Genomic DNA, 20251 nt, shown 5'->3' with positions numbered 1-20251 from the left:
GGGTGTGATCGCCGTCCCGCTCTCAGCGGCTCCACAGCAGCCGACACTGATACTGCGGGTGTGAGAGAAGCAGTACAACCCCCGGTGTCATTGGTGTCGGCGCACGGTGCACCGATTCATTCCAATCTGGTCGGGCGGGCCCACGAGGTGGTTGCCGATATCCATCAGGGCGGTGCCACGACCCTGGCCTTGGCCGTGCTGGTCGGGGGTGCGGCGTTGTTCCTGGGTGGGTCCGTCTGGCGGAGCCTGCAGGGTGATCGCCGGGGTCCGGCCGCGGCGGCGATCGCCGTGCAGTGCACCGGATTGGCCGCGGTGTTCGCCGCGTTGGCCTATCAGGTCAGGGCCGGGGGCTGGGTGACCGGTGCGGACCCGGCGGTGCTGAGTTGGTTCACCGGACACCGGTCGGACTGGGTGACCGGGCCGGCCATCGCGGTGACCGACGCCGGCGGTCCGGCGGGCACCATCATCGCCGCGGTCGTGATCGGCGCGGTGCTGTCCCGGCGGGCCCGCTCACCGATCCCCGCGCTGATTCTCATCGGGACCGTCGGTGCGGCGGCACTGGCCTCTACCGTGACGAAATCCGTTGTCGGGCGTGCTCGCCCCCCGATCGTGTCCCAGGTGTTGCTCGAGACGGACCATTCGTTTCCGTCCGGGCATGCGACCGGGGCGATGGCGTTGTTCACGATGGCCGCCGTGATGTTCGGGTACGCCCTGTCGCCGACCCGTCGTGCCCTGTTGCTGAGCTTGGCTGCGGCGGTGACCGTGGTGGTGTCGGTGACGCGCCTGTACCTCGGTGAACACTGGCTGACCGACGTGATCGGCGGGATGCTCCTCGGTGGCCTCGCCGCGGTGATCGGCGGGGCGCTCTACACGACCTGGATGGACCGGACCCGCGCCCGGGTGGCTGCGAGTACGGACGAGAACTACACGCACTCGGGTCGCAGCGACCCGACGACGATGGGATACGCGGCATGAATGTGGCACTGGGACTTGGCTTACTGGACGCGTCGACGCTGCTGGGCACCTTGGGGTTGCTCGGCGTCCTCGGCGCCGTGGTCATCGAAACCGGTCTGCTCGTCGGGTTCTTTCTGCCGGGCGACTCGTTGCTGTTCACAGCCGGTGTCTTCGCCGCCCAGTCGCATCCGTTCGCGCCGTTGTGGCTGCTGCTGCTCACCGTCCCGGCCGCTGCGATCGTCGGTGACCAACTCGGGTTTCTGATCGGCAGACGGGCCGGGGACACGGTGTTTCATCGGCCCAGCGCCAAGCGGATCGGCCCGAAACAACTCGAGCAGTCGCGGCGGTTCTTCGACCGCTACGGGCCGCGCACGATCCTGTTGGCCCGCTTCGTTCCCGTCGCCCGCACGATCGCACCGGTGATGGCCGGCGCGTCCGGGATGTCCTACCGCACCTTCGCCGTCTACAACGTCATCGGCGGCATTGCCTGGGGCGTCGGGGTGCCGGTCCTCGGCTACCTGCTCGGCGGAATCGCATTCGTCCGCGGTCATATCGAGGTGATCCTGATCGCCGTCGTGCTGGTGTCGATTCTGCCGCTGGTGATCAACGGACTGCGGGCCCGGCGTCGAGGACAAGGTGCGGTCCTTCAACCGGACAGCATCCCGACGCCCACCGGCGAGCCGGGCCAGTGCGCCCGTTCCGGCGCACCATATACCCGACGCTCCTGACCGCATACCCGACGCTCCTGACCGCGTGAGCGCCCATCAGAGTGTGAGGGGTTCCGCGATGGTTCCACTTCACCGTCGACGGGGAACGCCAGAGAACCCCGGTCGGAATGAGAATCCACCTCCGAGAACCCGCCTCGATTGGCGGTCGATCTCGGTGCACCAGCCGGACCGGAGAGCGCCGGGAGCAGGAGGCGATAACGCGAGATGGAAGGTGACAGCTCGAGCCATTGCTCAATGGCCTGCCTACTCGGGGGATGTACCCGAGGCGGTCAGGACCCGGGCGGCGATCGCCCGCATTCCGGCGGTGGTGGGGTGCAACGACTCGGCGAAAGACTGCGGGAGCAGGCCTTCGAACCATCGCTGTTCGGGTCCGGCGCAGGCATCGTGTCCGATGGCGGGGTTCGCAACGTCCACGAACCGGGCCCCGGTGGCAGTGGCCGCGGCGGCGAGAACCTGATTCATCCTCACGAAGAAGCCTGAGATCCAGGCTGCGTCGGCGTCGCTGGTGGGAATGTTCGGCCAGCAACCGTGGGCTCCGAAGATACCGCCGTGACCGACGAGCAGCACCCGGGCCCGCGGGGCACGTTCTTCGATGGCGGCCAGTGCCGCGGACACCTTCGGCTCCAGCGCGGCGAGTGCGGAAGTCATCCCACCGATGGTCTCCGGGTCGGTGCGACAGTGCGCATCGGTGCCCGGGACGGTGGTGTAACACGGTGCCACCAGGGACTGCCACGCGATGTCGTTGCCACCGATACCGACTGTGACAAGCGTGGTGTCAGGTCGCAGGGCATCGATCTGCGGTCGTACCGCACCGGTGGCGGTGGATTGGGACGCAGTGGTGAGATTCTCAGTTGTCGCTCCCGAACACGACACGTTGGTGAAGGAATCGGCGTGCAGCGCCCGGGCCACCACCCCCGGATATCCCTCGACCGACCGGAAGCAACCGTCGTGCAGCGAGATCGGCGCCAGGTAGGGACCCGCGGCGCGGGAATCGCCCAGGGCGACGTAGCGGACCGTTCCATCCGGCACCGGGTCGGCCATCGCCGGGTCGGACCACAGGACGGCGAGCGCGGCCATGCCCCCCACCAGAGCCGTCCGCATGGTCCGCGCCCAAATCAGTGTCCAACTCCGGCGTTGCGGTGTTCCCACACCGTCAGTATCTGCCCGCGCCGCTGTGATGACGCTGAGAGGAGCGCCGACCCATCGAGTGTCCGCCGCTGCGGCCGTTGTAGTTGGCGTCCCGGAAGGACCAGATGGCGGATGATGGCCGCATGAGATCCGTACCCGAGTGGCTCAGACCGTCGCTGTGGGGGCTGGCGATCCGGTCCGCACTGGTCGCCGGAGCGGTCGTGACCATCGCCCTGGCGCTCGGGGCGACGGCGCTGCTGTTCGTACTGGACCGGTCCCTGCTCTCAGGCCTCGATGACGCCGCGACCGCCCGAGCCCAGGACATCACCACCAGCCTGCGATCGGACCCACCCGCGGACCTCGACGCTCAGCTATTCGACACCACCCAACGCATCACCCTCGTTCAGCTCGTCGACCCGGCCGGACAGGTGGTGCGGACATCGGACACCGACCCCGGCACCCCGGCGACCGATGTGCGGCCACCTGCCGGTGGTCCGCCGGTGCCGGGACTGACCGGGCGGCCCAAACACGGTACGGATTTGCGGATCACCGCGCAGGGCGCGCGCGGCATCGGAGGTGACTACACCGTCCTGGTCGCGGCGAGTGAGGAACCGGTGGAAGCCACCCTCGCCACGGTGGGTGGGCTTCTCGCCCTCGGCGGTCCGGTCATCGCCCTGATCGCCGCGGTGGTGACCTACAAACTGGTACGGCGCTCCCTGCGGTCGGTCGAACACATCCGCACCCAAGTCGCCACGATCTCGAGTACCGACCTCGCCGAACGGATTCCGGTGCCCACACCCCGGGACGAAATCGCGGCGCTGGCGCGGACCATGAACGACATGCTCACCCGACTCGAGGCCGGGCACACCGCGCAACGCCGATTCGTCGGCGACGCATCACACGAGCTGCGCAGCCCACTGGCCACCGTCACCATGGCGTTGGAACTGGCCGACGCCCGCCCGGAACTACTCGACCGCGAACTCGTACGGGACACCTTGCTGCCCGAGGTCACCCGGATGCACCTGCTGGTCGACGATCTGCTGCTACTCGCCCGCGCCGACGAGCGCGGTCTGCCGCTGCGGCTCGGCGACGTAGACCTCGACGACGTGGTGAACACCGAGGTCCACCGCGCCCGAGGCGAGACCGGTAAGGCGGTCACCGCCTCGTTGACCCCCGTGCGGATCCGCGGCGACCTCACCCAGCTCGAGCGTGTACTGCGCAACCTCATCGACAACGCCGTCCGGTTCGCGGCACATGCCGTTCACGCGGAGGTCTCGCGGCGCGGGAACACCGCGCAGATCACGGTGTCCGACGACGGGCCGGGCATCCCGCAGTCCGACCGAGCCCGCGTCCTCGAACGCTTCGTACGACTCGACAACGCCCGTGAACGCGACCGCGGCGGTTCCGGCCTCGGCTTGGCCATCGTCGCGGAAATCGTCTCCGCCCACCGAGGTTCGGTGCGGATCGGGGAGAGTGCGCAGGGCGGGGTGCAGGTCGTGGTCACCCTGCCGGCGACTCCGGCCGAGCCGTCGTGAGCCGATATCCGACGCCGCGGACCGTATCGATGGTGTGCGCGCCGAACGGCGCGTCGATCTTCCGGCGGAGATAACCGATGTACACCTCGACGATATTCTCGTCACCGTCGTAGTGCGCGTCCCACACGTTGCGCAGAATCACGCCCTTCGTCAGGGCAGTGTCCGGGTGACGCAACAGGAACTCGAGAACCCCGAACTCGCGGGGCGTCAGGGCCAACTCTTCGTTACCCCGCATGACGCGTCGCCGCGCCGGGTCGAGGCTCAGATCACCCGCGGTGAGCAACACCGGACGCGCTGGTGCGCCGCGGCGCACCAGCGCGCGCAAGCGGGCGACGAGAACCACGAAAGAGAACGGTTTGACCAGGTAGTCATCGGCACCGAGATCGAACGCGTCGGCCTGGTCATACTCACCGTCCTTGGCGGTCAGCATCAAAATCGGAGTCCAGATCTGCTTGGCGCGAAGTGCACGGACAATCTCGTATCCGTTCATTCCCGGCAGCATGATGTCGAGAACGATCACATCGAAGGTGTCCTCGGTGGCGCGCCAGAGACCGTCCTCACCGGTGGCGGCGGTGACCACCACGAAACCCTCGAGTTCGAGGCCGCGGCGCACCACACTCGCCAACCGGGCTTCGTCCTCGACGACCAGCACCCTCATCAGACTGTCACCTCTTGTCGCACCCGTTGCTCCTCGGTCGGTGTTACGGGGCGGAGTCGGAAGTGGTGATGACGTCGCCCCAGGCGGCGCGTGAACCCGATTCGCCGATTCGGTAGACCTGAACAATGGTCGCTGCTGCTACGACGATGGACAGGGCGGCGACGACCAGTGTGAGCGCCCGTGACGGGTTGCTCTTTCGCTCGCGGAGATGGACCGCGGCGACGGCCAGGGCGGCCACGAGAAGGGCGGCGGAGAAGTAGATCATCGTGTCGCCCAACTCGGTGTGGGTGTGCACGGCAGCCGACCCAGCGACGTGTTTTACGAGCCATTCGCCGGCGTCGGTGGTCAGCGGAGTCAACACGGTGATCACGGCGGCGAGGACGAGGGTGAGCCAGACGAGCCGCCGTCGGGCGGGCGGCCACACACCGCACCCGATGACCAGGAGCGCCGTCAGTGGAGCCAGGACCACGATGAAATGAACGAGCAGCACGTGGACGGGCAAGCCGCTGACAGTGGACATGACAACAGTATCGCGGGCGGCGCTGAGAAAGCGCTGAGGCCGGAGGAACCTGCCAATGGAACCATGCCATCGACGATCACGACTCGGACCGCGCCGTGCGGAGTGGGCGGCAGACCTGGGTCGTGCAGAGTTCAGAGCGTGATCTCCGCGAGGACGGCCTGCAGACCGTCGATGAACGACCGGACGGTGGAGGCATCGAACAGGTCCGTCGAGTACACCAGCTCGGCGTCGATGCCGGCGGGTTGCCCGCCGGTGTCGTGGCGTTCGGTGAAATGGAAGTGCAGGTCGCATTTCGCGATGCCGAGGGGCCGAGGGGTGATCTCGAAACGCAACGTCTCGGCATTCAACGTGGCGGGAGTGAAGTTGTTCAGCGACAACGCGACCTGGAAGAACGGATGCAGAGACGATGAGCGGGGCGGATCGAGCACCTCGACCAGCCGCTCGAACTGCACCTCGGACTGGGCGAGGGCACGCAGTTCCACGTCGCGGGACTGGTCGATGATCTCGGCGAAACTCATGCCCGGGTCGAGGCGGGTACGCAGCACGATGGTGTTGACGAACATGCCCACCACGTCGTCGAGCGCGGGATCCCCGCGGCCCGCGACGGGGGTGCCGATGGCGATGTCGCGGTCCCCGCTCAGGCGCACGAGCAGCATGGCCACCGCCGAACGCAGCGCAGTGAACAACGAGGCGTGCTGATGGTGGACGAGGGTCAGCAGGGCGCGGTGAGTGCGTTGATCGATCTGAAAGCTCTCGCGTCCAGCCCCGTATGACCACTTGTGTGGTCGCGGGCGGTCGGTGGGTAGCGGGAGTTCGCCGGGAAGACCCGCCAATTCCGTTTTCCAGTAGGCAATTTGCCGCGATGCGAGGCTCTCGGGGTCGGACTCGGCGCCGAGGAGTTCGCGCCGCCACACACTGTACTGCGAGTACTGCACCTCGGCGGGTCCCCACACCGCGGCTGCGCCCGCGGCGCGGGCGGTATACGCGACGACGAGATCGCGCGCCAACAACGCCAACGACCAGCCGTCCGCCGCGATGTGGTGAATGACGCACGCAAGGACGTGCTCGCGAGGGGTCAGCGCGAAGATCCCAGCGCGCAGCGGCGGTTGCTCGCGCACATCGAACCCGGTCTCGAGGAGACGCGCTATCGGTTCCTCGGCGTCCCGGGCCGGGATCTTCACGGGGGTGAGATCGGGGAGGGCGTCAGCGACGTCGAGCACCCGCTGGTACGGCCCGGTGGGGGAGTCGGGGAACACCGTTCGCAACGATCGATGGCGCTCGAGAACATCGGCGGTGGCCAGCCGCAGGGCATCGGTGTCGAGTTCCCCGACCACCCTGACCGTGAAGGGAATGTTGAACAACGCGGGTGTAGTGACGGTGCGGTCGATGAACTGTTGCGACGGCGACAACGGCACGCGATCGGGCACCGTCACGGCACGCAACTGCGGTCGGGGTGCACGTTCGCCGTCGGGGTGGCCGGCGTCGGTGACTACCTGCGCGAGCGCCGCCACGGTGGGCGTGTCGAAGAGTTCCCGCACCCCCAGCGAGGTGCCCTGTTCGGCGTTGATCACCGCGACCACCCGGGTGGCCGACAGAGAGTCTCCGCCGAGGTCGAAGAACGAATCGTCCGCCCCCACCGCGGGCACGGCGAGTATTCGGGCGAACACGTTGGCGACACTGCGTTCGGCTGCCGTCGCCGGGTCACGGCGAGATGCCGGGGAGGAGCCGAACACGGGCGCAGGAAGGGCGCCGCGGTCGAGCTTCTTGGTCGGCGTCAGCGGAACCGCGTCCAGGACCATGATCGATGCGGGAATCATGTAGTCCGGCAGGAATTGGGCCACTTCCGTTTTCAGAGTTCCCGGTGTGGTTGCCGCCTCGGGTCGAAGCATGATGTAGGACACGAGAACCGGGTCACCGGCCGGGTTCTGCTGCACCACGGTGGTGGCGAAGGTGACGTCGTCATTTCGGTGCAATGCGGCGTTGATCTCGCCGAGTTCGATGCGGAACCCGCGGATCTTGACCTGTCCGTCGGTGCGGCCCAAGAATTTGAGGGTCCGCTCGCCGGTCCAGCGGACCCGGTCGCCGGTGCGGAACAGGCGGGAGCCGGGTTTGCCGAACGGGTTGGCGACGAACCGTGATCCGGTCAGTGCGGGCCGCTGATGGTAGCCGCGGGCCACCCCCGCGGTGGCGAGGTAGAGCTCGCCCGCCGCGCCCGGCGGCAGCGGGCGCAGTCGGTGGTCGAGCACCACGGCGCTCACCCCGCGCATGAGGGATCCGATCGTCACTGCGTGCTGCGCAGTGATCGGGTCGGTCAGGGTGACGCTGCAGGTGGTTTCGGTGGGCCCGTAGGCGTTGCGCATCGTCCGGCCGCCGGCCCAGCGCCGCACCAACTCCAGCGGGCACACTTCGCCGCCGACCAGCGCGAGCTGTATGTCGTCGAGCCCCGTCGGGTCCACGGTCGCCAACGCCGACGGTGTCGACAGCAGATGGGTGATGCGTTCGTCGCGCAGAAGCGCCGCCAATTCCTGCCCGCCGTACACCTCCGGCGGGGCCACCACCAGTGTGGCACCCGAGATGGCTGCGGCGAGGACCTCGACCAGCGCGGTGTCGAAGCTGGGGGAGGCGAAATGCAGGACGCGCGAGCGTGCGGAGACCGCGTAGTTGTCGCGGATCTCCTGGGCCAGATTCGCCAGACCCTGGTGGGTGACGACCACACCCTTGGGCCGGCCGGTGGACCCGGAAGTGTAGATCACATACGCGGGGTGCTCGATGAGCAGCGAACGGACACGGTGTAGGTCCGCCACTGCCGCACACCCCGGCCCGGGATCACCGCACGTGGCAGTGTCGTCGTCGAGGATCAGCCACCGGACGTTATCGGGCAGATGCCCGATCTCGGTGGACACGGTGAGCCCGACCGCGGCGCCGCAGTCGCCGAGCGTGTACTCGATCCGATCGGCCGGATGAGTCGGATCGACGGGCACATACGCGGCGCCGGTCTTCGCGACCGACCACAGTGCCAGGACCGACTCGTACGACCTCGCCGCCGCTACCGCAACCAGGTCTTCCGGTCCGATTCCCTGCCCGATCAGGGCCGCGGCGACCTGGTTGGCGCGGCAGTCGAGTTCGGCATAGGACACCGCACGTCCACGGTCGCGGACCGCGATGGCCTCCGAATGGGACTCGACCATCGCGGTGAGAAGTCGATCGAGCGTGATCGGATCGCTGTCCGGCAGACCGCTGGCCGGCACGAACTCTTCGCGTTCACCCGGGGCGAAGACGTCGAGATCGGCGACCGGGAGATCCGCCGCGGTCGCCGCGGCGAACGATGTGAGGAAGGTAGTGAATCGGCGGTGATGGCTGGCCAGCTCAGCTTCGTCATACAGTGCCGGACTGCCCTCGAAATCGATCCGGGCAAGCGAATCCGACAGCCCGGGGTAAATGTTGACCGCCAGATCCGCGGTCGGCCCGGTGGTCAACACCCGCACGCGGCCGGTCACCGCGCCGAGGGTGATCTCCTGCCTGAACAGCATGAGGTTGAGTACCGGTCCGAAATGCGCGAGACCGTTTCCCTCCGAGCCCATCTCCCGCCCAATATCCTCACGGCGATACCGTTGATGGCGCAGTGCTGCCGTCAACGCGGCTCTGGCCACCCCGATCGCGCCGCCCACCGTGGTAGCTCCGATTCCCTCGAGCCGCAGCGGAAGAACGTTCGATACCGAACCACCCGCCGCCCGGAGCCGGGCCGATGTGCGTGCAGAAACGGGCAGTGACAGAACGACATCGTCGGCACCGGTCAACCGGGCGAGATACGCCGCGAAGGCGGCCACGATCAGCGCCGTCGGATTATGGCCGGTCCCGGGCGCGAGTCCCCGGGTCGAAGGCTCCAGAGGAAGGGAATCCCCGGTCACCCGAACCGTGGCGCCCGGTGCAGCTGTCTGCGGGCTGAGGCTGACCACGGGGGGAAGCTCACGCACCTGGTGTTGCCAGTAGTCACGATCGCGACCGAACCGGGGGGAGGCGCGATAGTCCGCATCCTCGAGCAGGATCCGTTCCGGGTCGATGACCTGGCGCTGCGGCGCGTCGATGCCGTCGATGGCGGTGACGTACAGTTCGGCCGCCCGGCGCATCGACATCATCGCCGCATACCCGTCCAGCGCGATGTGGTGGGCGCGCGAATACCAGTAGTAGTGCTCGTCAGCCAGGTGCAGGATGTGCGAGACGATCAGCGACTCGCCGTACATGTCGATGGGCGCGGCGCTCTCGTCCCGCATCCACGCCTGGGCCGCCTCGATGGAGCCGCCACGAAAGTCGACAATGGGCACCGGTTTCACCGACGTGGTGCCCAGGAGCTGGTGCGGGTGCCCGTCGACGTCGACCAGCCGGATGAATCCGCCGCCGAGTTCGCGGCGTGCCCGCTCGCTCGCCCCGGCCAACCGTTCGAGGTCGACCGGCCCGCGAAGCTCCACATACTGGGCGATGACGTACGGGACGTCGGGGGTGAGTTGCTGGGCGAACCAGATGGAGCGCTGCGCCGCCGTCAGGGGGATTACTTGTGCGTGCCCCGGCTCCGGCAGGTTGGTACCGGAGATCACATCCGCCTCGCGATTCGCGTCGTATCTGGTCCGTCACTACTCGCACTGGTCGGTGCCGGGGATGAGGTGTCCTCGGCTCGAGGCCATGAGCGGGCAGTCACGGTCCGGGCGCCGGAACCCGCAGGGCCCCTCACCTGACCGCCCGCAGCACGACAAGCTCTTCACTGCGCTGCCCGGGACCGATCACTCCACGCTGGGTCAGCATGTCCCGGCGCGCGGCGAGAACCGGGCCGAAGGGGACCTCGACCCGCGACACGACATCCACACGCAGACCCCGTTCTTCGAGCATCGTCTGGGACTTCCCGATCCCACTCAACGAGGACTGCACGAGCAGCAGCACCCCGCCGGCCTTGAGAACGTCCGGGACCTGCACGCAGATCCGGTCGAGTACCGCGCGACCGTCGGTGCCCGCATCCCAGGATCGAGCGACCCCGCTGTAGGGCAGCCCTGCAGTCTCGGCGGGGACGTAAGGCGGATTGGACACCACCAGATCGAAACGTTCGCTGCGGACAGGCTCGGTGAGATCGCCGCGCACCACTCGCACCGAACGACGGTGCAGCCGGGCATTGATCCACGTAGTAGCGAACGCGCGCCGCGACACGTCGACCGCCGTCACCCGCCCAGCACCCTGCTTGACGGCGCAGACACTGAGCACCCCGGTTCCGGCACACAGATCCAACACTCGGGAATCGGACCCGAGAGTCTCCTGTTTCAGAGCCTCGACCAACGCCCATGAATCATGCTGCGCGGGGTATACGCCCGGGAGTCGCACCAGCACCGGAGCCTCCTTTTCACTGTCCAGACTCCGCTCCAGAGGTCGTTCCGAGCGCCGATGGAACTTATACAAACTCCACAACATGCGCTTGACCACCCACGCCACGGCGTGAGCACCAACACCCTTTGACCTCGGCATTTCGTCGACGACCCTCAACCTGACGCCCCAAGCACGGCTGTGGTTCCAACTGTCGCGGAAGATCGTCTCCAAGAAAACGATGCTACATACAAGATGCCAAACCTCACCATCTGGATCCTGATGGACCACGGAACAGGCGGAAGGGTGATCATCGACAACCCGGACGGAACCCGCCCGAAAATTCGTTGCGGCTCGATTCCGACGCTGCGGGGCAGGGATTTTCGCTGTATCCACGGAGATGGCTGACCGACCATACGCGATCCTCGTTGAGAATTCGCTGAGAGCGAGCCCGTTACCGGACATCCCGGGCTAATCGGACAATTTGAACCAAACAGAATGTGCGGCAACACACCTCGCTGGTCGTGTCCAGTTTGTTTCGTTCTCGCTGGCCATGCATTCGCCGCCGTCCGTCCATCGAGTGCTACCCGATGGACGCCACGCTGTCCCGGTATCGGAGGTTCGCGTTCGGGCGGCTCTCATATGTCGTACGCCACGGCCTGCCCGAGGACGCGGATGCCGACACGGTCGCCGGGGGTGAGGGCGGTGGCGCCGAAGCGGCGCACGGTGACCCGTTCGGGCACCTCCCCGTCCCCGGTGTCGAGGCGGATACCGAGCAACATCTCGGACCCGAGGTACTCGACGTCGACGACCGTCCCGGACATACCGGCACCATCCGTGGTCACCTCGATCTGCTCCGGCCGCAACATCACTCGGGCGTTGCCGTGGACGCCGTTCGATGCCACGGCCACGTCGCCGAGGGCGCAGTGGGCCCGACCACCGTCGACGTGCGCCGACAGCACGACGGCGTCGCCGATGAATTCCGCAGTGGCGACGTCGATGGGGGTGGAATAGATTTCGCGCGGGGTGCCGATCTGGGCGAGCCGGCCCGCGCTCATCACCGCAACCCGGCCGGCGAACGACAACGCCTCGGGCTGATCGTGGGTGACGAGGATGGTGGTGATCGCCGCCTTCGCGAGGACGTCGGCGACGATCCTCCGGGTGTTCGCCCGCAGGCCGGCGTCCAGCGCGGAGAACGGTTCGTCGAGCAGCATGAGTTCGGGTTCCCGGGCCAGCGCCCGCGCAAGTGCCACCCGCTGCTGCTGCCCACCCGACAGCTGGTCGGGTCGCCGGACCGCGAAGGACGGGTCGAGCGAGACCATCTCGAGTAGCTCGGCGATCCTCGCCGGGGTGCGGGCCCGGCGGGGCAGCCCGAACCCGACGTTCGCGCCGACCGTGGCGTGCGGGAACAGCGCACCGTCCTGGGCGACGTACCCCACCGACCGCCGGTGCGCGGGCGTCCAACCACCACCCGCGACGACCCGGCCGGCCAGTGCGATGGTGCCGGCGTCCGGCTTCTCGAAACCCGCGATCAGGCGGAGCAGGGTGGTCTTGCCGCAGCCGGACGGGCCGACGATTGCCGTGGTCGATCCCGGCTCGACCGCGAACGCGACCCCGCGGAGGATCGTCGCCCCGCCGAACGACTTGTCGACGCCGTCCACTTCGAGTGCGTATGTCATAGTCCCGCTACCTTTTTCGACTGGGAGAAGAGCACGTACGTCATCGGCAGCGACAGCACGATCATGATGAACGCGTACGGTGCGGCACCGGCGTAGTCGATCTCGCTGCTCAACGACCAGAACTGCATGGACAGGGTGCGGGTACCGGTCGGGGCCAGCAGGAGGGTGGCGGTCAGTTCGTTCACGATCCCCAGGAACACCAACGCCCCGCCCGCCGCCGTCGCCGGGGCGGCCAGTGGCAGCGTCACCCGGAAGAAGGCCGACAGCGGAGAGACCCCCAGCGACTGCGCCGCCTCCTCCAGCCCGACGGGCGCCTGCGCGAGCCCGGCCCGCAGATTGATCAGCGCGCGCGGCAGGAAGAGCAGCGCGTAGGCCGCGATCACGACGGTGACCGTCTGGTAGAGCGGATGGAGATAGCGGATGGAGACGGTGACCAACGCCAGCGCCACCACAATGCCGGGCAGCGAACTCGAGATGTATGTGCCGCCCTCGAGGAACCGGCTGAACCGGCCGCGATGGCGGATCGAGATCCAGGCGATCGGGAACGCGAGCACACACGTCACGACGGCACCGGCGATGCCGAATCCCAGGGTCTGGACCAGCGCGGCGGCAACGGTATCCAGTTCCCAGACCGTGCTCCCGCCGATGACAAGCCAGCGCAGGACACTTATCACCGGGACACCGACGGACGCCGCGATCAGCACCCCGAGGAACAGCAGCACGATCGGCGAATACCGCCAGCCGAGCTCGGCGGGGACGGCCCGCCGCGCCGCACCCGACCCGATCCGGGCGTACCGGGCGCTGCCGCGGACGACCGATTCGGTCACCAGCAGGGTCAGGCACAGCAGCACCAGGACCCCGGCGAGCATGGTCGCCGCGGCCCCGTTGAAGGTGGACTGGTACTGCTCGAAGATCGCCGTCGTGAACGTGTCGAACCGGATGAACACGAACGCCCCGTATTCGGCGAGAAGGTGCAGCGAAACCAACAGCGCCCCACCCGCGATGGCCAGGCGCAGCTGCGGCACCACGACGCGGAAGAACACCGCCCACGGGCCCACGCCGAGGGCCCGCGCCGATTCCTCGACGGCCGGGTCCAGCCGGCGCAGCGTCGCCGCCGCGGGTATGTAGACGAGCGGGAAATACGACAGGGTCGCGATGAGGACACCGCCGTGCAGCCCGCCGAGGGAGGGAATCGCCGTCACCCACGAATAGCTGTTCACGAACGCCGGCACGGCCAGGGGCGCCGCGAGGAGCACCGCCCACACCTTCGCCCCGAACACCCGGGTGCGCTCGACGAGCCAGGCGGCCGTGACACCGACGACGACGCAGATCGGCACCGTGACCACGACCAGCATCACGGTGTTGGTGAGCAATTCGCGGACCCGGGGCCGGAACAGCAGTGCCGACGCGGTGTCCCAGCCCGTGTCGACGCTCGCGGCGATCACGTACCCGAGCGGGATGAACGATGCGGCGACCACGATCACCGCGGCAACGGCCAAGGGCAGTGGCATGCCAGGCCGGGCGGTCGGGCGACGCGTCGTGTCCGCGTCCCCCGACCGCACGCGGCCGATCAGTGCGAGATTCAGAGCAAACCGGCTTCCGTCATCAGTTCGGTGACCTGCGGGCTGTTGAGCTTCGCGGGGTCGACCTGCGGGGCCTGGAGTTCGGCCAGGGGAACGAGCTTCGGGTTCGCCGGCACGCCACTGCCGACGGTGTATTCGAACGACGTCCCGGTCTGCAGGACCTCCTGCCCCTTCTGGCCGGTGACGAACTTCAGGAACTGCTGCGCCGCGTCCTGTTTCGTGCTGGACTTCAGGACGCCGCCACCGGATACGCTGACGAACGCACCGGGGTCCTCGTTCTTGAAGTAGTGCAGCGCGACGTTGTTGCTGTTCTCACCGGTCTTGGCCTGATCGCCGAACCAGTAGTAGTGATAGATGACGCCGCCCGGGATCTCCCCGGCGTTGACGGCCTTCATCACCGCGCCGTTGCCCTTGTAGGTGCGGACGTTGTCCTTCATCCCGGCCAGCCACTGCCGGGTGGCGTCCTCACCCTTGAGCTCGAGCAGTGCGCTGACGATGGCCTGGAAGTCGGCCCCCGAGGGCGAGGCGGCCCAACGGTCCTTCCACGCGGGGTCCTGCAGATCGAGCAGCGACTTCGGCAGCTGGTCCTGGGGCAACATGTCCTTGTTGTACGCGAAGACAGTGGACCGGGCCGCGATGCCGGTCCACTTGCCGCTCGACGGCCGGTACTGGCTCGGGACCTGGTCGAGGACGTCCTGGTTCACGTCGGCGAACAGCCCGGCGTTCTCGACCAGCGTCATCGCGGGGGAGTTTTCGGTGAGGAACACATCGGCCGGCGACTGGTCGCCCTCGGCCACGAGCTGGTTGCCGAGCTCGGTGTCGCTGCCGTTGCGCAGTTCCACCTCGATACCGGTCTCCGCGGTGAAGGCGTCGGCCCATTCCTGGGTGAGCGACTCGTGCTGGGCGTTGTAGACGGTGATCTGGTTGGCTCCGCCGGAGTCGGTGCCGCTGTCCGAACCGGAGTCCGAGCATCCCGACACCGTCATCACCGCGGCGGTGGCCAGTGCCAGCCCCGACATCAGTCCGATCCGCATCCTCATCGTTTGTCCGTCCTCCTCCGCAGCGGGACCTCTCCCAGCCACCTCCAGGAAAACGATGCTACATACAGGATTGGCAAACCTAACCATCCGGATCTTGGTGGACCGTGGTGACAGGTGGAAGTGGTAGGCCCGTCCAGGTGAGGAGGGGTATGAAGGACCGGATGCGGAACTGGGTGGATGTACCTGTGCACGAAGTAATGGGTCGGGCGACCCTGCGAGCAGCGAAACTGAGCACCGGGCCTTTCCCATTCACAGGCACCGCCCGCCTTCTTGAGAGGGTCCAGCGAATGCCGCGTGCATGAACAGCATGGTCGGTGAGGCTGCACCCGGGGGTTCCCCCCTGAGTGAGGACATCGTGAACACTGGGTCGTGAAGGTCCCAGAGGAAGAGATGTCACTGATGGCGATGAAGGCGTACTCGGCGGAGTTCAAGGCCGATGCCGTCGCGCTGTACCTGTCCGACCCGAGCCACACCTTTGAGGGCATCGGCAACGACCTGGGAGTCAGCCGCGAGACCCTGCGCAACTGGGTGCGGGCCGAACGCAAACGCACCGGTACCTCCACGGCCGAGCTCCGGGCCGACGGGGCTGCGCGGCCGGCATCCCGGGCCGGCGAGGTATCGTCCGAGTCCGTGTTGGAGGAAGAAAACAAGCAGCTCAAGGCCCAAATCCGGAAGCTCGAAACCGAGCGGGAGATCCTGCGCAAGGCCGCGAAGTATTTCGCGGGCGAGACGAATTGGTGAGCCGCTTCCAGTTCGTTGACGACCACTGCGACACCGTTCCGGTGAAGTGGCTGTGCCAGATCCTCGAAGTCTCCCGCTCGGGCTTCTACCGGTGGCGGACCTCCGGACCGGCCCGGGCCGCCCGTGCCCGCGCCGACGAGGAGCTGGCCGAGCGGATCCGCGCTATCCATGCCGACTTCGATGGCACCTACGGTGCCCCGCGCATCACGGCCGAACTGCGCGAGGCCGGGATCGAGGTCAATCACAAGCGGGTCGAGCGGGTGATGCGTGAGCACGGGATCGTCGGGGTGCACCTGCGCAAACCGGTGCGCACCACCGTCCCCGATCCGGACGCGGCCGCGGTGCCGGACCTGATCCGGCGGGACTTCACCGCGAGCGCACCGAACACTCGATACGTCGGCGACATCACCTACCTCCCAGTCGGTGACGGTGAATTTCTGTATCTGGCGACGGTGTTGGACCTGGGCTCGCGACGGTTGGCGGGGTGGTCGATCGCCGACCACATGCGTACCGAGTTGGTCACCGATGCGATGCGGGCGGCGGCGGCCTGTCGCGGCGCCGCAGGGCTCGAGGGGTCAATTTTCCACTCCGACAACGGAGCCCAGTATGCATCGGCCGAGTTCGCCGACCTCTGCCGCGAGCTGGGGGTGACCCGGTCGCGGGGTGCGGTCGGAACGTCGGCGGACAACGCGGCCGCCGAGTCGCTGAACGCGACGTTGAAACGGGAGACGCTGCAGGGGCGGAAGCGCTGGAACAGTGCGGGTGAGGCCCGCGCCGCCATCTTCCGCTGGATCACCCGCTACAACACGCGAAGGAGGCATTCCACCCTCGGTCAGATCTGTCCGATCGAGTTCGAGCAGCGATCGGCTACGCTGGCCACCGCTGCATAGGAATTGGTGTCCACATCTCGGGGGGAACGCCCCCCTCCCACATCTTGTGGCTCTACCGGCCAGGACTCGTTTCCCGTCGGCAACCCACGCCCACATGTCAGCGGGGCCCCAGCCCAGACCTCCATATCGTCTACAGGACCCAGGTCCCGTCTATCCGGCCGCCAGCCTCAGCACCCGGCCGTGGTCGGTGTCGGCGACGTACACGTTTCCCGCAGTGTCGATCGCCACCCCCGTGGGACCGCTGATGCCGGTGAACGGCAGCTCGGTCTGGGTGGTCGATCCCGCCACCAGCTTCAGCACCCGGGCGTTACCGGAGTCGGCGACGTACACGGTGCCCGTTGTGTCCACCGCCACTCCGCTTGGGTCATAGAGGTCGGTAAAGGGCAGTGCGGTAGCCGAATTCGACCCACCCGCCAACATCATTACTCGACTGCCCAGGAACTGAGAGAAGAACACATCCTCAGCGGCGTTCAACGCCACCCAGTCGGTCTCGCCAGTGAAGGGCAGCACGATCTGGGTGGTCGACCCGGCCGCCAACTTCAGCACCCGGCCGTCGCCCCGGCCGGTGCCGGTGTCTGTGACGTAGATGCCCCCCGAACCGTCCACCGCCACCCCTCGGGGGTAGCGGAGGTCCGTGAAGGGAAGTGCGGTAGCCGAATTCGACCCGGCCGTCAACTTCAGCACCCGGTTGTTATCGTGGTCGGTGACGTACACGCTTCCCACGGTGTCCACCGTAACCCCCTCAGGTTGGCTGAGGCCGGTGAACGGCAGCACGGTCTGGGTGGTTGACCCGGCCGCAAGCTTCAGCACCTGGTTGTTGTCGTGGTCGGTGACGTACACGCTTCCCACGGTGTCCACCGCAACCCCCTCAGGTTGGCTGAGGCTGGTGAACGGCAACTGGGTCTGGGTCTCGGTCTCGGTCTCGGTTGTCTGGGTTGGTGTCTGAGTCTGCCGGTACACGACCACGCCGACGGTGGCCACGGCCAGGAGGGTCAGGATCACGGCGATCACCACGGTGGACGTCCTGCGCCACCAGCGAATCCGCGCTCGGGGGTGTTCGAGCCGCTCGAGGTCGGGTGCGTGTCCGAAGGGTTCGGCCGATGCGGCGGGATGTGCACGCGCGGGTTCTGTCTCCTGCCGTCGCGCGGTCGGTGCGGCGGGCTGGGGGCCGGGTTTGGGCCCGTGCGGCCCGGGCGCCGGGTACCGGTCCGTCTCCGGCACCTCCCGCACCAATGTCGGGATGTCGGCCTGTGGCGGCCCGAGTGCGTGCTGCGCGGCCGCCGCCAGGGCCCCGCAGCTGGGGTAGCGGTGCTCCCGGTCCTTGGCCATCGCCCGCGTGATGACCGCGTCGAACCCGGTCGGCAGCCCGGCCCGCAGGGCGGCGGGGCGTGGGATCGGCGAGTTCAGGTGGCCGGCCATCAGCTGAGCCAGGGTCGATCCGGGATACGGCTGCTGCCCCGTCAGCAGGCGGAACAGGGTGCAGCCGAGCGAGTACACATCGGCCCGGGCATCGAGGGGGATGCTCGCGAACTGTTCCGGAGCCGCGTACTGCAGGCTGGCCACCAACATCCCGGTCTTGGTCAGGTGCTGGGTGTGCTCGAGGGCCTTGGCGATCCCGAAGTCGGCGAGCAGCACCCGCCCGGGATCACCGGGATGACCGGGCCGGGGATGTTCGAGGAGGATGTTGGCCGGTTTGACGTCTCGGTGCAGCACCCCCGCCTCGTGCGCATAGTCCAGCGCCTTGGCGGTCTCGGTGATGATGCGCACGGCCCGGGCCGGATCGAGGGGAGCACCCTCGCGTGCCGTTTCGGCGTCGGTGCCGTCGACGTATTGCATCGCGATCCACAGCCGGTCGCCCTCCCGGCCGCGGTCGTAGACGGCGACGATGTTCGGGTGTTCGAGTCGGGCGGCGTGGTCGGCCTCGAGCTCGAACCGGGAGCGGGCGTCGTCGTCTTCGGCCAGGGCCGGGTGCAGCACCTTCAGGGCGATCCGCCGCGGCAAACGCGGATGCGCGGCCGCGTACACGGTGCCCATTCCCCCGACCCCGAGCACGCGTTCGATGGTGTACCCGGCGAACACCTCACCCGGCCGCAACGGGCCGTGCTCTCCCATGCCGTCACCACCTCACCCGGATGTGTCGCCGCTTCCAGTCAACACCGGACACATCCACCATGTCCGGGCATCGGCCGCCCTCGTCCGCGGGACAGGGCGCAGAAGTCTCGCCGGAGTGGCGCTGACCGGTGCCAGGCTCGCGTCGAGTTCGCGAGTCCATCACAAGACTTTGTTCAGAATCCGACAAGCGGCATGCCAGATCCTTTTCTTACCCGCCGAGGCACTCACAGAAAAGGACCCGCCATGTTCCCCGAGTTCGTCAAGTCCGCCGCTCGCGTCGCCGCCGACACACCGGCGCCCCCAGTCACGGGTTCGATCATGAAACACACCGGTCTTCGTGCCGCTGTGTGTGTCGGCGCCACGGTTCCCCTGGTGCTTTTTGGCGATGGAATAGCCTCCGCCGCAGGAACCGTTGAGATGTATGGCAATGCCGGCGAGGTCGAAGTATATGTAACCGACGGTACGCCAGGGGAGAACTGTCTGGTCGACGACAACGGTTACACCTTTGGCGGCGTAGTGGATGATGCAGGTTTTCTGGCAATCCTTATTCCGGCCGAGCCCGGCGACCACCAGGTGACTCTGGCGTGCGACAGCAGCGGAGGCTACGGCCAATGGGTCACGGTCACACCCACCGGACCCGGCCCGGGACCGGCCCCAGCACCGGCCCCAGGACCCGCCCAGGGCTACTTCGTTAACATCTATGGCGGCCCCGGCGGTGCCGACATCTTCATTGCCGGCGCGGCGCCGGGAGAGACATGCGTAGCCACCACCGACGCGAACGAGGCGCTCTTCCTCGATGGCGTGGTGGATGATACCGGCTCTCTCACCTTGTATTTTGGTACTCCACCCGGCGAGCAAACCGTGACCGTGGTGTGTGACAGCAGCGGAGCGGTCGCCGCAACGGTCACGGTCACCTGACGGGTGGCGCCCTACCTGGGCTGGGCGAAACACTGAGCTACTGCGGCTGTACGCGCTGCTCAAGCAGGGGTCGCAGGGTGATGTCGAGGGCAAGCGGCCCGGGCGGTTCGACATGGTCAACCGCGCCAAGTACGACGCCTGGGCCACGTTGGCGGTACGAGCAGTGCCGACGCCAAGCAGGGCTACGTCGACCTGGTAGCCCGGCTCACGCAGGGCTGAGTTCGGGGGAGGCTCCGCACCGCCGCCGAGATTGGCGGCACGGCGTCATACATGCCCTCGGCTGTCGACTTCATCCGGTACACCGGGTGCACCGGATGCCTCATGCTCATGGTTGAGGACATGCGGGATGACGGGTAACTGCGCTGAGCGACCTCGGTTCCTAGGTGTGATCGATTCCCCTCAGACCCCAGGCGGCTTTTGAT

The 20251-nt window shown here is 67.5% G+C and carries 14 protein-coding genes and 1 pseudogene; 6 read left to right on the top strand and 9 right to left on the bottom strand.

Features of this window, described 5'->3' with window-relative positions; all coding sequences use genetic code 11:
- The first annotated feature begins 60 nt into the window (after nucleotides 1-60).
- Both RHA1_RS38180 and RHA1_RS38175 read left to right on the top strand, forming a co-directional pair.
- Nucleotides 61-975 carry a phosphatase PAP2 family protein gene (locus RHA1_RS38180; protein ID WP_237720442.1) on the top strand — a complete coding sequence of 305 codons (915 nt, stop codon included), beginning with the start codon at nucleotides 61-63 and terminating at the stop codon, nucleotides 973-975.
- Nucleotides 972-1682, top strand: coding sequence for a DedA family protein (locus RHA1_RS38175; protein WP_007297797.1), 711 nt, complete (start codon nucleotides 972-974; stop codon nucleotides 1680-1682). The genes RHA1_RS38180 and RHA1_RS38175 overlap by 4 nt, the downstream gene beginning before the upstream one ends.
- Nucleotides 1683-1925: 243 nt before the next feature.
- Here RHA1_RS38175 and RHA1_RS38170 read toward each other — a convergent pair whose 3' ends face one another.
- Nucleotides 1926-2759 (bottom strand): SGNH/GDSL hydrolase family protein, encoded by an 834-nt coding sequence (locus tag RHA1_RS38170; RefSeq protein ID WP_007297798.1) that lies wholly within the window; start codon nucleotides 2757-2759, stop codon nucleotides 1926-1928.
- A 194-nt stretch (nucleotides 2760-2953) separates the two neighbouring features.
- On the opposite strand from RHA1_RS38170, the gene RHA1_RS38165 reads away from it, so the two are divergent.
- Nucleotides 2954-4345, top strand: a complete 1392-nt coding sequence (locus tag RHA1_RS38165; protein WP_007297799.1) for a sensor histidine kinase — start codon at nucleotides 2954-2956, stop codon at nucleotides 4343-4345.
- Here the strand turns inward: RHA1_RS38165 and RHA1_RS38160 are convergent.
- The 7 genes from RHA1_RS38160 to RHA1_RS38130 all read right to left on the bottom strand — a co-directional run bounded on the left by RHA1_RS38160 (nucleotide 4311) and on the right by RHA1_RS38130 (nucleotide 15168).
- The gene (locus RHA1_RS38160) at nucleotides 4311-5003 is read right to left on the bottom strand and encodes a response regulator transcription factor (protein ID WP_007297800.1); all 693 of its coding nucleotides are present in this window, start codon (nucleotides 5001-5003) and stop codon (nucleotides 4311-4313) included. The genes RHA1_RS38165 and RHA1_RS38160 overlap by 35 nt on opposite strands.
- A 43-nt stretch (nucleotides 5004-5046) precedes the next feature.
- Entirely contained in the window at nucleotides 5047-5523 is a 477-nt protein-coding gene (locus tag RHA1_RS38155; protein ID WP_007297801.1) for a DUF2231 domain-containing protein, read from the bottom strand.
- 131 nt (nucleotides 5524-5654) lie between these two features.
- The gene (locus tag RHA1_RS38150; protein ID WP_007297802.1) at nucleotides 5655-10115 is read right to left on the bottom strand and encodes a non-ribosomal peptide synthetase; all 4461 of its coding nucleotides are present in this window, start codon (nucleotides 10113-10115) and stop codon (nucleotides 5655-5657) included.
- Between the two features lie 130 nt (nucleotides 10116-10245).
- The gene (locus RHA1_RS38145) at nucleotides 10246-10893 is read right to left on the bottom strand and encodes a HemK2/MTQ2 family protein methyltransferase (RefSeq protein WP_007297803.1); all 648 of its coding nucleotides are present in this window, start codon (nucleotides 10891-10893) and stop codon (nucleotides 10246-10248) included.
- 611 nt (nucleotides 10894-11504) lie between these two features.
- The gene (locus RHA1_RS38140; protein WP_007297804.1) at nucleotides 11505-12545 is read right to left on the bottom strand and encodes an ABC transporter ATP-binding protein; all 1041 of its coding nucleotides are present in this window, start codon (nucleotides 12543-12545) and stop codon (nucleotides 11505-11507) included.
- Nucleotides 12542-14056 (bottom strand): ABC transporter permease, encoded by a 1515-nt coding sequence (locus RHA1_RS38135; RefSeq protein ID WP_237727059.1) that lies wholly within the window; start codon nucleotides 14054-14056, stop codon nucleotides 12542-12544. Before RHA1_RS38135 ends, RHA1_RS38140 begins: the two co-directional genes overlap by 4 nt.
- 71 nt (nucleotides 14057-14127) lie before the next feature.
- Complete coding sequence (locus RHA1_RS38130; RefSeq protein WP_011599323.1) at nucleotides 14128-15168, bottom strand: iron ABC transporter substrate-binding protein; 1041 nt, start codon at nucleotides 15166-15168, stop codon at nucleotides 14128-14130.
- 399 nt (nucleotides 15169-15567) lie between these two features.
- On the opposite strand from RHA1_RS38130, the gene RHA1_RS38120 reads away from it, so the two are divergent.
- Nucleotides 15568-16799 (top strand): IS3-like element ISRhosp5 family transposase gene (locus RHA1_RS38120; protein WP_085996103.1). Its coding sequence is split into 2 segments (ribosomal slippage): nucleotides 15568-15889 and nucleotides 15889-16799, totalling 1233 coding nucleotides; the frame shifts between segments, so codons are not numbered across the junction.
- Nucleotides 16800-16949: 150 nt separating this feature from the next.
- On the opposite strand, the gene RHA1_RS38115 is transcribed toward RHA1_RS38120, so the two are convergent.
- Nucleotides 16950-18911, bottom strand: a complete 1962-nt coding sequence (locus RHA1_RS38115) for a serine/threonine-protein kinase PknD (RefSeq protein WP_007297807.1) — start codon at nucleotides 18909-18911, stop codon at nucleotides 16950-16952.
- Nucleotides 18912-19154: 243 nt separating this feature from the next.
- Between RHA1_RS38115 and RHA1_RS38110 the strand changes: the two genes are divergently transcribed.
- Both RHA1_RS38110 and RHA1_RS47300 read left to right on the top strand, forming a co-directional pair.
- Nucleotides 19155-19829 (top strand): hypothetical protein, encoded by a 675-nt coding sequence (locus RHA1_RS38110; protein WP_007297808.1) that lies wholly within the window; start codon nucleotides 19155-19157, stop codon nucleotides 19827-19829.
- Nucleotides 19786-20048 (top strand): annotated as a pseudogene (locus tag RHA1_RS47300) (acyl-CoA-binding protein). The gene RHA1_RS38110 and the pseudogene RHA1_RS47300 overlap by 44 nt, the downstream one beginning before the upstream one ends.
- Nucleotides 20049-20251: the final 203 nt, after the last annotated feature.

Source organism: Rhodococcus jostii RHA1 (genome assembly GCF_000014565.1).
GTDB lineage: Bacteria > Actinomycetota > Actinomycetes > Mycobacteriales > Mycobacteriaceae > Rhodococcus_F > Rhodococcus_F jostii_A.
Note: the sequence above shows the minus strand (reverse complement) of the source record. Positions and strands in the feature narration are given on the sequence as shown.